We start from the raw sequence: 12,418 nt of genomic DNA on the forward strand, positions 1-12,418 counted from the left end.
GAGATATTGGGATCGGTATAGATACTCACCACCGCTGAATATTCCTAAAGCTTAGTAATAAAGGGATAAAAAAACGAACTTTGGAGAACAAGGGAGAGTCTCCTCCCCCTTCATACTTATTAATCGTCAGCAACGACAATCGACGGGATTACAGAATCTGCCTTCGCATTTTTAGACGCAAGGCGCACCGCCAACGTTCTTGCTACCTCACGATAAATCTGGGCATACTCACCTTCAGGCTCTGCGGCAACGCTCGGTTTTCCTGAATCTGCCTGCTGGCGAATAGAAAGTGCCAAAGGCAGCTTACCCAGTAACTCTGTTTCATAAAGCTCTGCTATTTCCTTACCACCACCATCACCAAAGATAGCTTCAGTGTGACCACAGTTACTGCAGGTATGCGTGCTCATATTTTCAACAACACCCAGCACCGGAATATCCACTTTACGGAACATTTCGATCCCCTTCTTAGCATCAAGTAACGCTATATCCTGAGGCGTTGTAACAATAACAGCACCGGAAACAGGCACTTTTTGAGACAGTGTCAGTTGAATATCACCTGTTCCTGGCGGCATATCGATAAACAGATAGTCCAGATCATGCCAGCGCGTTTGCGTTAACAATTGCTGCAAAGCACCAGCAGCCATAGGACCACGCCATACCATCGCGGTATTTTCTTCGACCAGATAGCTCATAGACATAGACTGCAGTCCATGCGCTTCAATCGGGCTGAATGACTTTTCATCATAGGGCTGAGGCCTTACACCCTCATCAACACCCAGCATCATCCCCTGACTCGGCCCATAGATATCCGCGTCCAGAATACCAACCTTTGCACCTTCCGCAGCCATGGCCAATGCCAGATTCACTGTCGTTGTGGACTTACCAACACCACCCTTACCAGAAGCGATAGCAATGACATTCTTCACGCCCGCCATCAACGGAATACTCTGTTGCCCTTGGCTCGCCTTTACACTATGGGAGATGCTGACCTTGCAACTGTTAACACCACTAAGTTCGGCCAGTTTGTCCTGAATGCTTTTTTCTAAGGCTTTCGCTACACCTGCTGAAGGGAAGTCCAGTTCAATTCCAACCAGGATCTCTCCACCTTCGCAACTGAGGCTATTAATTGCCCCAGCTGTCAAAAGATCCTGTTCACGAAATGGAATCTCTATTTGACCCAGAACGGACTCAACATTTGTTCTTAATTCGCTCACTCTCAGCTCCGTTTAACAGGAAGGGCAACAATCATCTCACCAGCCCTCCGAATAAATAACCAACCAATTTACTAGGAATTATGCGGATCATTCACAGTTTTGTCCAGAATGTAAATATCCTACTTTCTACCCCCATCAAGCGACAACCGACAAACCTTCTGCCATTGCCCTTGCACTGCAGAAGTCAGTTTTACCACTACCCAAAACAGGTACCTGACTGACCATATAAACCTCAGATGGAATACTCAGAGGCTGCATTTCAGACTCAAGAAGAATCTGACGCACCTCATCAGGTTCCAGCTCAGCCTCTAATAGAAGTACAATTTTCTCACCTTTTTTTGCATCTGGCAGGTTGACTGCGACAAGCGGAATTTCTGAATTGCCAAGGCTTTCTCGCACTTTGCTTTCAACCGCTGTAAGACTGACCATCTCACCACCCAGTTTGGCGAATCTGCTGTAACGATCAACGATGGTTAGGAAGCCATCTTCATCAAGATGGCCCTTATCACCACTTTTATACCAACGGATACCCTCCATCTCTACAACAACATCAGCTGTTTTCTCAGGGTTATTCAGATATCCCTGCATAATCTGTGTACCACCAATCAGTATCAGACCATCTTCACCTACGGGTAGCTCTTCCAGGGAATCGGGGTCTACAATCCTGAATGTTGAACCCGGAAGTGCCATGCCAACTGTACCCGGCTTATTTCCGATCTGGATAGTCCACCAATCGGTATCCAGTGAATCCGGTAGGTTAGTACTTGCTACCGGTGTTGTTTCCGTAGAACCATAACCCTCAACAACCTGAACATGGAATTTTTGTTCGAAATCTTCCCTTACATTTGGATCAAGCTTTTCCGCACCCGCCACGACTGCTCGCAGGGACTCGAACATTAACGGATGCAATCGTTTATTCTTTGCGTACAGACGCATGAAGGTCGATGTTGCACACATCAGAGTGGCTTTGTAACGTGAAACTCCCTTACCTATTTTTGGTGCATCTGTCGGGTCAGGATGACAAACGACAGGCATTCCCTCAATCAATGGCATAAAGCAAGTCACTGTTAAGCCAAAGGCATGAAACAAAGGTAAGGTCGCCATAATGCAATCATCATCTCTGACATTCAGTACATCAGCTGTCTGCTTCAAATTAGCCATGACATTACGATGACTCAACATCACGCCTTTTGGCGCGCCTTCGCTCCCTGAGGAGAAAAGAATAGCCGCCGTATCTTCAAGGTCCGAAGCGCTTAGCAACAACCTCTTTAATAAAAACTCAGGCAGTACGGAGACCATCAATAGTGTTGATAACGCCTCAGCTTTCCCAATACTGGCCTTGATATCTTCCATGAACAAAACAGTTCTGCCTGCGAACAGCTCACTTACATCAATTCCTCGCGCTTTAAGCTTTTTCACAAACTTATGCGCTGTGACAATAGTCTGAACATCCGATTGCTCCAATGCCGAATGAACGGATTCAATTGAAGCGGTGAAGTTCATATTTACCACTGTTTTACCGGCCATCAGCGAAGCAATATTTGCAATCGCCCCCGCACTGGATGTCGGAACTAAAAGGCCAATATTCTTACCAGGAGAACGTGCAATATGCTTTTTGAACAACGCACAGGCGGTTAATAAACGATTATGGCTCAAAGGACCACCATCAACATCTGCGATAGCATACCCAGAGCGAGCCTGCTTCATGCTACTGATAAACGCTTCGGGAATGGTTTCCATGGTTGCGGTGTATTGATCCCAGGTGTGAATTGAAAGCTCGAAAACTTTCTTTTTCACCTCTGCCGCATTGCTTGATATTGGCATTGGCTTACCAAACGCGACTACCACATCACGCTTGCTACCTGAACGACGAATAGTTTTCATTTTATCGGTTGATCGGGAAAAACGACTCCCCCATAAACCGCGCAGGTAGAAAGGCAAAATCACCCCCTTCGCATCCACACAGGCACGTTCGAAGCCCTTTTTGAACTCGCTCAACTGGCCTAAATGACTGATCGCACCCTCAGGGAAAAGGCATACAACCTGACCTTCGTTAATGAGGTCCCTGACCTTTTCCAGCGCCTGACGACTATTCCCCTTAGAGATTGGGATAACTTTGAAAATATCCAGGAACCAACGCAGATACCAACGCTCATAGATACTTCTTTCCATCACAAAATGGATGTGTCGAGGGGATCCCATCTGAATCATGGCCCAATCCAGCCAACTAATATGATTACCCAGTAACAAGGTTCCTTTTCCGTCTTCCGGCAGGTTCTCAAAACCCAGAACCTGAAGATTATACTTCCGGCGGAATAACACCATCACTAACAAACGGATAAACGCTTGGGGTAATGTAACAATGGCAAAAACTGCGCCCGCTATACCGACAATAGCCAGAAGAGCTAATAACCAAATACCATCGATCCCCATCGCAGCGAAAGCCACCGTCAAACCGAGGAAGCCCAGCATCATCAAATTCTGAATAAAGTTGCTACCGGCTAAAACCTTGCCGGTTTCATCTTCTGTCGCATGGAATTGAATCAGGGCGTTTAAAGGAACACACATTAACGCCCCAAACAGACCAATCATCAGAAAGATGCCGGACTGCAGAGCCATTGTTTCAAGCTGAGGAAGTAAAACCAATCCGATAGCAACGCCAGCCGCCCCCACCGGAATTAATCCTACGTTGATGTAGTGTTTAGAAAAACGCCCCGCCAGAAATGAACCAATCATGATGCCGATCCCTGCTAGCGCCATCACACCTTGAATAACAAACGTATTTCCCTGCCCCATATGCTCTTCAGCAAAGGCGGGAAAGACTGCCAGCATTACCTGGCTGATCGACCAGAAGATAGAAAGCCCAATTATCGAGAGCCAAATAGGTCGTTTACCACGTAAAAGTGCAAGATTCTGCTTCAAGATCTTGCCTTTCAGGTAAGCTTTTCTATCCAATACTGCCGCTGATTTTTCCTGCAACTGAGGTAATCGATAAGCCAGGAAAAGTTCAAGCAAAGCACCTGCCACCAGAATCCAGCCCAGTGGTGCAACCTGCTCTAAAACGACTTCAGGGGATAACCCTTCTAAACCGGCCAGTCTAGTCTCAAACAACAATGAAAAGACCACAATGCCCGCCAGAATAGCAATCATGGTAACGGCCTGTACCCAACCATTACCTTCACTCAGATTGTTAGCGCCTACGAGCTCTTTGATATAGCCATATTTAGCGGGCGAGTAGAATGCGCTCTGAATAGCTAAGATAAATGTCATCGCAAAAGCAGCCACAAACCAACCCAGGTAATAGCAGAGGGTAATCGCCAGCGTGATGGCTACTGCCCCCCAGGCGGAGACACGCATGACTTTATCTTTGGGGTATTTATCGGCTAAGAAACCTGAAGGTGTGAATAGCATAATGAAAGGGAGAAGAATCAAGCCGTTCACTATCGCTGTAAGAACAATCTGAGTGTCGCCATCAAAGGACTTAAACAGGGTGTTCTGAATTATTATTTTATGCCCTAGATCGACAAACGCGTTGATAAAAGCAACACAGATAAAGGCAATAAATCCATTAATTCTTAAAAGGTCTTTCATATCCCGCTCCAACCAGCCTCCGCCTCATGCTAAGGCGATCACAACACCGGTATCAAGAAAATAATCAATGCCCAAAGCTAATTCGCTTGGCTCGTTAAAACAGAAGCATAAAAAAAGCCGGAGCAAATCCGGCTTTCTTTAAAAAAAGTATCAGTATTTAATACTTCTGGCTCATTTTCTTGTCAGAAACACACCTGACTCTAAATGATCGGTATAGGGAAATTGGTCAAAAATAGCAAAACGTTCCAGTTTATGTGTTTTGGTAATCTCTTCCAGATTGGTTTTCAGGGTCTCAGGATTACAAGAGATGTAAAGAATATTGTCGTAGTTCTGTACCTGCTTAACCGTATCATCGTCCAAACCTGAGCGCGGCGGATCAACCAGAACTGTTGTAAAATTACACTCTTTCAACCCCAGATCTTTAGTCCTGCGCTTTTCTACAGCACCACTGAGCACCTGAGAGAACTCTTCGGAACTAATGCGCACCACATCAACATTCTCAACACCATTAACCTCAATATTGTATTGTGCTGCACGTACTGAAGTTTTTGAGATTTCTGTTGCTACCACCCGACGGAAGTTTTGCGCGAGCGGCAGAGTAAAGTTTCCATTGCCACAATAGAGTTCAACCATATCCCCGCCTGCGCCTTCTGTTGCATCTATCGCCCAGTTAATCATGTGCTGACAGACTTCAGCATTGGGTTGAGAGAAGCTATTTTCGACCTGCTTATAATGAAATTCACCGCCCTTCACATTCAGGGTTTCAACCACAAAATCCTGATCCAGAAGGATCTTCGTTTTTCTGGAGCGGCCTATCAGTTGAATATTGAACTTCTCTTTCAATACTCTGGCTTCTTCAGCCCAGACTTCATCAATTGGGCGATGGTAAAGCAATGTCACCAGCAACTCGCCGCTTAAAGTACTCAGAAAATCGATCTGGAAGAGTTTACGACGTAATACTTCACTCGGTTTGATCGCTTCAAGCAGTTCGAACATGACATTATGAATTCGCTCAGAAACCATAGGACAGTGGTCAATACGAATTCGGGCATGCTTGTTACCCTTCTCGAACATGACGTAATAAAGATCGTCTTCATCGTGCCAAACACGAAACTCGCAGCGCATACGATAATGGCTTCGCGGGGATTCAAAAACTTCTATCTCAGGAAGATCAAATTCGGCAAACTGCTGTGCAGTTTTCGTTTTTTTCTCAACTAATTGAGATTCGTAGTTTTCTGGTTCAACAACAGAGATCGACATTTATGCCTCGATATGAAAATTGCGAAGCCAGCCCGTAAAAAAAAGCGCGCTGGGGAAAGGCGCGCATTTTAGCAAGGAACAACCTTCAGGCAAAACTACAAACAACTCCGCCACAACCTGGATGCGAAGTTTTGTAACCCGAAGCAATTTTTTGCCATTGATTAACCATATGATCCAAGCCGAGACGCTTTAGATAATCCATATTCAAACGACTGGAAATCTGACATCCGAGAACGTTAGTGACATTAGGCAGAATCGCATCCGCAATATGTAAAGCCGTCAATGCAGAGAACTCATCACTCTTGCTGGATGTGGGGAAGTGATGGAAAAGAACAGCCTCTACAGCGGCAGGTGGCAATTTCCACTGTGACAACAGATGCGCCGTAACTTCAGTGTGACTTACTCGCATACGGAGCTTTTCTACAGCATAAAGAGGCTGTTTCAGATCACTGGCTTCCTGCATAACTCGTTGATAGTTTTCAGGGAAATTGCCAGCAAAAATCAGCATACCTAAATCTTGAAGTAATGACGCCAGAAATGCCTGATCCGCTATTTCTGCCGGAGCTTTAACGGATTTGCAAATCTCCTGCGCTAAGCCCGCCACCAATAAAGATCGTTCGCGAATGTGCTCAAACGCAAAACTACTCCAATGACTATTCTGGGGAAGCTGATCAAAAACCTGATTCGCCAGGATCATAGAGTGGCTCTGACGAACACCTATGATATTTATCGCATCAAGCAAGTGACTAACGTTATTTTGCAGGATAAAGCATGCATTACTCACCTGCTCAATCAGTTCACTGGAGGAATGCGGCTCTTTATCAAGTAATTGTACTAATTTTCGAGCATTCGTACCTGGATCTGAAAGACTATTCGCTATATGGCCCGATATGACAGGAAACGCAGGAAGTGAAGGAATATCAGCAACAAAGCTGCAAAGTTTATCCTGACTAAGAACACGCCTTGCTCTTGAAGCTTCTTGTAAAGCGATTTGAAGGTCGACCCCATCACCATTATTAGTAAGAAGGCGGTGGCAGTAGTTTCCGTAGGAAGCACGATTAAAAACGCTATGGGGCTTATACGCACCGATCCGAATAGCATCAGGCTGAAGCTCAGTAAAGCGCTTCAACTTTTCCAATTCAGACACCGAAGGCTCAATGCCCAAATCAAACACTAGCATTGAGATGGTCTGCTGTTCTGCAGCTTTATGAACGGTTTCCCAATCATGGCAGACACTAACAGGCCTGCTTAGCAGACTTTCAAGAACGGGTAGGTAACTACTTGCTTCTGCATTCTCCTTTTGCAAATACAGAGCAACCCCCTGCTCTGTGGATATGCTAATCATGGATAACAACGACTCTACTTCTTTATTGAACGACTAATCAAAAGCACATATTAAAACAAAACAACATACAATTTCAAACAACACATTTAATCAAAAGCCTATATAGCAAAGAACAAGACAGAAAATTAAAACGCCAATAAAAACCCCAGAAAACAAAAAGCCCCGTTAATACGGGGCTTGCAAAAGCATTAGAAAAAACCGATATGATGACTTACACGAATCCAACCTGATTCTGGTAATCAGCGGTGATTAACTGCCAGCGAGCTAACTCTTTATCCATACCAATTTGCTCAAGATAAGACACACTCAAACGACTGGACATATCACAACCTACAACACTGGTAGCTGCCGGCAGCAATGCATCAGCAACATGCACTGCAGTAAGAGGCGTAAAACCGGATGAATTGTTTGCTTTAGGGAAGTGATGAAATAAAACTGCTTCAATCACCCGAGGTGGCAAATTCCATAGAGCTAATAGGTAAGCTCCCGCTTCGGCATGGGTGACTCCCAGCTCAAGCTTTTCAATCGCATACACAGGTTGCTCCATTAGACCTGCTTTACTAATCACTCTGTGATACTCAGAAGGATTATGACTTGCCAAAACCAAAACCCCAAAGTCATGCAATAATCCAGCGAGAAAAGCCTGGGCCTGAACATGTCTGTCAGCTTTAGCCGCACGAGCAATATGTTGAGCTGCCTTTGCTACAGCCATCGAACGTTGATGAATTTGTTTAAAAGAGAAACTCTTCCAATCATCTGTCTGCGGATACGACTCGAAGAGGTGCGAAGAAAGCACCAGATCTCTGATCATCCTAACACCCAGAATAGTAACAGCTTCCTGTATCCGGCTAATCTCACGACTCAGCCCAAAATAAGCTGAGTTAACTAACTGCATTATTTTGGCGGCAACGACCGGATCCTGCTCGATAATTTTTGCGATCTCTCGGGCATTAGTCCGATCAGAATTCAAGCAACTGTTAAGGCGTTCATAAACATCGGGTAACACAGGCAACTTTTTTAACGAAGTCACATAATCCCGAATGACCGGTTTGTTTATTAGCCCATGAACATGAAGGCTATTATAAATATCGTCTAATAGTTCCTGAGGAGTGCAATCCAGCGGCAATGAGTGATGTGCAAGTTCAGAAGCCCTCGCTGTCTGTAATGGCGTAAGCGGACCTGACAACACCACCCTTACTGTACCAGGATGCTGCTCCACAACTTTCTGCAGAAGATCCAGAGAATGGGTAGGATTATCTCCGAGTGGAAAGACAAGTACATTGGCATCTGTAGCAGAAAGAACACCAGGCAACTCATCCAGTTGAGTGACAGCCGTAGTATGCCAGTCAGTAATCTCAGCAACAGCTTGCCCCAGCTTCGTTGACTGTGGACAAATCTGACAAATCACCGCCTGATTATTTGAAACCGCGGGGGAAACACGTGCATCCATATGCAATACCTATAGGTTCTTATCAATCCATGATCAGTTTTCTAACTCTAATCATTAAATATCTAGACTTACATCCTACTTATGTCCAGAAATTAAACCGCTGTATGAAAACTATTCAGCAATAACAGCGTACAAGTGGATTTTTTATTAGAGATAGTCAAGCTTAAACGCAGAATTCCATAACAGATTACATCGGCAAAAAGGTTCATAAAAACGAACAAACAGCGTAGAATTTGGCCTCTTAATTTCATGATTTCAGGTTATCAGGCAGACCATGACTGACAGCACACGCAAGATTTTAGTCACCAGCGCACTTCCATACGCTAACGGCCCTATTCATTTGGGGCATTTGGTTGAGTATATCCAAACGGATATCTGGGTTCGTTTCCAGAAACAGCGCGGTCATCAGTGCACCTACGTATGTGCAGATGATGCCCATGGCACACCTATCATGCTGAAAGCTGACCAGATGGGCATATCTCCTCAAGAGCTTATCGACAAGGTCAGCCAGGAGCATCAGCGTGACTTTTCCGGCTTTATGGTGGGATTTGATAACTATTACTCAACTCATTCAGAAGAAAACCAGCATTTTGCATCGCTTATCTACACTGCGTTACGAGATGGTGGGCATATTGCGAAGAAGACGATCACTCAGGCTTATGACCCTGAGAAAGAGATGTTTCTCCCAGATCGTTTTGTTAAAGGTGAATGCCCTAAATGCGGCGAGCCTGACCAATATGGCGATTCTTGTGAAAAATGTGGCGCGACCTATAGCCCTGTTGAATTGAAAAACGCCTACTCTGCCGTTTCAGGCGCCAAGCCTATCGAAAAAGAGTCTGAACACTACTTCTTTAAACTGGGTGATTTTGAAGGCTTCTTGCGCAACTGGGTTGATAATCATGTGCAAGAACAGATGATCCATAAGCTTAACGAATGGTTTGAAGCAGGTCTGCAGAACTGGGATATCTCTCGTGATGCTCCATATTGGGGCTTTGAAATTCCTGATGCGCCTGGCAAATATTTCTATGTATGGCTGGATGCGCCTATTGGCTATATGGCCAGCTTTAAAAACTGGTGTGATAAAAATGGCGCAAACTTCGATGAGTATTGGTCAGAATCTTCCAATGCAGAGCTCTACCACTTCATCGGCAAAGATATCGCTTACTTCCACACTCTCTTCTGGCCTGCCATGCTTGAAGGTGCAGGTTTCCGCAAACCGAACGGAGTGTTCTGTCACGGTTTTCTGACAGTTGATGGGCAGAAAATGTCGAAATCCCGTGGCACTTTCATCATGGCGGAAACATACCTGAATCATCTCCGCCCTGAATATCTGCGCTACTACTTTGCGGCTAAACTAAGCTCAGGCATCGATGATATCGACTTAAATCTGGAAGATTTCCGCATGCGAGTTAATGCGGATCTGGTCAATAAAGTAATTAACATTGCTTCCCGCTGTGCAGGCTTCATTAAGAAAAAGTTTGACGGTGAACTCGCTAGCCAGCTTGTAGAACCTGAACTGTATACCGAGGCAGTCGCTGCTGGCGAAAGTATCGCTTCAGCTTATGAAAACCGCGAATACGGTAAAGCGATGCGTGAAATCATGGCGATCGCAGACAAAGCAAATCAATACATTGATGCTGCAGAACCATGGGTTTTGGCAAAACAGGAAGGCAAAGAACAGGAAGTTCAGGACTGCTGCACTATGGGCATCAACCTGTTCAGAGTCATTCTGACTTACCTGGCGCCGGTGCTGCCGAAAGTAGCTGAAGATGCGCAAGCATTCCTGGCTGTAGACGATCTTGCCTGGAACAGCATTCAGCAACCTTTACTAAGCCATAAAATTAATAAGTTCAAACCACTGATGCAGCGTGTTGAAGAAGATAAGATCAACGCTATCATCGAAGAAACCAAAGAAGCCCTAGCGGCTGCGGCAGCGGCAGCTGCGCCATCACCTGCTCCCGGACCGCTTCAGGATGAGCCTGTTGCTGAAACTATCGAGTTCCCAGATTTTGCCAAAGTGGATCTACGCGTTGCCTTAATTGCTAAGGCAGAGCATGTCAAAGGTGCAGACAAACTACTTCAGCTGACGCTGGACCTTGGTGGGGAAACTCGCAATGTGTTTGCTGGTATTAAGTCAGCCTACAACCCTGAAGATCTGGAAGGCAAACTCACTGTAATGGTTGCTAACCTTGCACCACGCAAGATGAAGTTTGGTGTTTCTGAAGGCATGGTTCTGGCTGCAGGACCTGGAGGCAAGGATCTATGGATCCTTAACCCTGATGAAGGCGCCCAACCCGGCATGCGCATCAAGTAACAGTAAAAAGGGCAGCGAAAGCTGCCCTTTTTAATTTCCTCTTTACCTTCACCTGCAAAGCTGGCTATTCTGTGCATGTGCTCTGACACTTCATGCAGCTAGCAGGTAAGGAGGCCCAATGCCTTTTAACGACCATATTATGCAGGAACTGAACGTACTTAATCTCTTCAATCTGAGTACCACTCAGGAAGGAATCAAAGTGCATTCTTCAGCAAAACCCGAGTTAATTTCAGCCACCGAGCGTTTATTCGATAAAGGCCTTATCACCCAGAAAGACGGCGGGTACCTGACCCCATTGGGCCATGATGCTGCAGAAAGCAGCCAAACCCTGCTAACGATACTCACAACAGAAAGCCGTTTATAACAGGCAAAATTAAAGGGCCTTATGGCCCTTTAATTAACAACTCGTCTGATCTAATTAAACATCTGCTTCAGGATGTGTTGCCACAAAATGCTCCATCACTCTTCGCAGCAGATTAGCATGGGGATAATCACGATCACGCTCAGCTTTGGCTATATCATCAAGAATTATTTTCTTGATCATTTTCTCCCCCTGATGTTCAACCAGATAGTTACCCATCGCCATCGCAATAATTGGATCCACATGCTCGTGTTCAGCAATGGCATTAACTTCGCCAACTGTGAGTCCGCTCATTTCCAAGCATTCATTGTAAGTTAACATGACTATCACCCCCGCTTATTGTTGTTTTTTATAACGGCATACTGCGTTGGATCTGCCTTAATTTCAGTCTACTCCACCGATATAAAAAATACTTAACCCTGGTCACAAAAAAGAAACAACAACTGACACGGATCAAACTATTGATTTTCAGCACCACCACCCTAATATCTGCGGTATTCTCTTAAAGGAAATACAACATGACTTTGAATGATTTTTTGCTTCAGCTTGGCGGTAATACTGACCTGGATTTTGAAGACACTATGCAGGTGATCGCAGACAACTATATCTACACCGCGAGTGCGTTCAGCAACGGTGACGTTCACAATGAGGCGGGCACAAACGAAGGTAGCTGTAAGATTTTTGCTTTTGCAAAACTCAATGGCCTTGAAGAAGAAAAAACGCTGAAGTGCTTTGGTCGATTCTATCAGGATGTCCTAAACACACCTGAGGGCGATGACCACGGTAACATTCGTAACTTCATGAAGCACGGCTGGTCTGGCATCAACTTCGAAAGTGTAGCCTTGGTTGCAAAATAAAGCCGCTAAGTAAAGCTGAAAAATAT

9 protein-coding genes are annotated in these 12,418 nt (G+C 45.2%); 3 read left to right on the top strand and 6 right to left on the bottom strand.

What is annotated here, in order from left to right; translation table 11 throughout:
- Positions 1-119 precede the first annotated feature (119 nt).
- The 5 genes from apbC to MED92_RS05680 all read right to left on the bottom strand — a co-directional run bounded on the left by apbC (position 120) and on the right by MED92_RS05680 (position 8,860).
- Positions 120-1,214: an iron-sulfur cluster carrier protein ApbC gene (gene apbC / locus MED92_RS05660; RefSeq protein WP_007020551.1), complete on the bottom strand. Its 1,095-nt coding sequence runs from the start codon at positions 1,212-1,214 to the stop codon at positions 120-122.
- Positions 1,215-1,349: 135 nt separating this feature from the next.
- Positions 1,350-4,805 carry an acyl-[ACP]--phospholipid O-acyltransferase gene (locus tag MED92_RS05665; protein ID WP_007020552.1) on the bottom strand — a complete coding sequence of 1,152 codons (3,456 nt, stop codon included), beginning with the start codon at positions 4,803-4,805 and terminating at the stop codon, positions 1,350-1,352.
- A 171-nt stretch (positions 4,806-4,976) separates the two neighbouring features.
- Positions 4,977-6,065, bottom strand: a complete 1,089-nt coding sequence (gene trmA, locus MED92_RS05670; protein ID WP_007020553.1) for a tRNA (uridine(54)-C5)-methyltransferase TrmA — start codon at positions 6,063-6,065, stop codon at positions 4,977-4,979.
- Between the two features lie 85 nt (positions 6,066-6,150).
- A complete protein-coding gene (locus MED92_RS05675) occupies positions 6,151-7,410 on the bottom strand; it encodes an HDOD domain-containing protein (RefSeq protein ID WP_007020554.1) in 1,260 nt (419 codons plus the stop codon).
- A 211-nt stretch (positions 7,411-7,621) separates the two neighbouring features.
- Complete coding sequence (locus MED92_RS05680; RefSeq protein ID WP_007020555.1) at positions 7,622-8,860, bottom strand: HDOD domain-containing protein; 1,239 nt, start codon at positions 8,858-8,860, stop codon at positions 7,622-7,624.
- 274 nt (positions 8,861-9,134) lie between these two features.
- Between MED92_RS05680 and metG the strand changes: the two genes are divergently transcribed.
- Positions 9,135-11,174 carry a methionine--tRNA ligase gene (metG, locus tag MED92_RS05685; RefSeq protein WP_007020556.1) on the top strand — a complete coding sequence of 680 codons (2,040 nt, stop codon included), beginning with the start codon at positions 9,135-9,137 and terminating at the stop codon, positions 11,172-11,174.
- 118 nt (positions 11,175-11,292) lie between these two features.
- Complete coding sequence (locus tag MED92_RS05690; RefSeq protein WP_007020557.1) at positions 11,293-11,538, top strand: TIGR02647 family protein; 246 nt, start codon at positions 11,293-11,295, stop codon at positions 11,536-11,538.
- A 54-nt stretch (positions 11,539-11,592) separates the two neighbouring features.
- Here the strand turns inward: MED92_RS05690 and MED92_RS05695 are convergent, their stop codons facing one another.
- Positions 11,593-11,829, bottom strand: coding sequence for a hypothetical protein (locus tag MED92_RS05695; RefSeq protein ID WP_238321491.1), 237 nt, complete (start codon positions 11,827-11,829; stop codon positions 11,593-11,595).
- A gap of 224 nt (positions 11,830-12,053) precedes the next feature.
- Here MED92_RS05695 and MED92_RS05700 point away from each other — a divergent pair, with 224 nt between their 5' ends.
- The gene (locus MED92_RS05700; protein ID WP_007020559.1) at positions 12,054-12,392 is read left to right on the top strand and encodes a HopJ type III effector protein; all 339 of its coding nucleotides are present in this window, start codon (positions 12,054-12,056) and stop codon (positions 12,390-12,392) included.
- The last annotated feature ends 26 nt before the right edge of the window (positions 12,393-12,418 follow it).

The organism is Neptuniibacter caesariensis, assembly GCF_000153345.1.
Lineage (GTDB): Bacteria > Pseudomonadota > Gammaproteobacteria > Pseudomonadales > Balneatricaceae > Neptuniibacter > Neptuniibacter caesariensis.

Bases quoted from the DNA above. Each gene is read 5' to 3' on its own strand.
- trmA (WP_007020553.1), bottom strand. From the start codon at position 6,065: ATGTCGATCTCTGTTGTTGAACCAGAAAACTACGAATCTCAATTAGTT.
- metG (WP_007020556.1), top strand. From the start codon at position 9,135: ATGACTGACAGCACACGCAAGATTTTAGTCACCAGCGCACTTCCATAC.
- MED92_RS05700 (WP_007020559.1), top strand. From the start codon at position 12,054: ATGACTTTGAATGATTTTTTGCTTCAGCTTGGCGGTAATACTGACCTG.
- MED92_RS05665 (WP_007020552.1), bottom strand. From the start codon at position 4,805: ATGAAAGACCTTTTAAGAATTAATGGATTTATTGCCTTTATCTGTGTT.
- MED92_RS05675 (WP_007020554.1), bottom strand. From the start codon at position 7,410: ATGATTAGCATATCCACAGAGCAGGGGGTTGCTCTGTATTTGCAAAAG.
- MED92_RS05690 (WP_007020557.1), top strand. From the start codon at position 11,293: ATGCCTTTTAACGACCATATTATGCAGGAACTGAACGTACTTAATCTC.
- MED92_RS05680 (WP_007020555.1), bottom strand. From the start codon at position 8,860: ATGGATGCACGTGTTTCCCCCGCGGTTTCAAATAATCAGGCGGTGATT.
- MED92_RS05695 (WP_238321491.1), bottom strand. From the start codon at position 11,829: ATGAGCGGACTCACAGTTGGCGAAGTTAATGCCATTGCTGAACACGAG.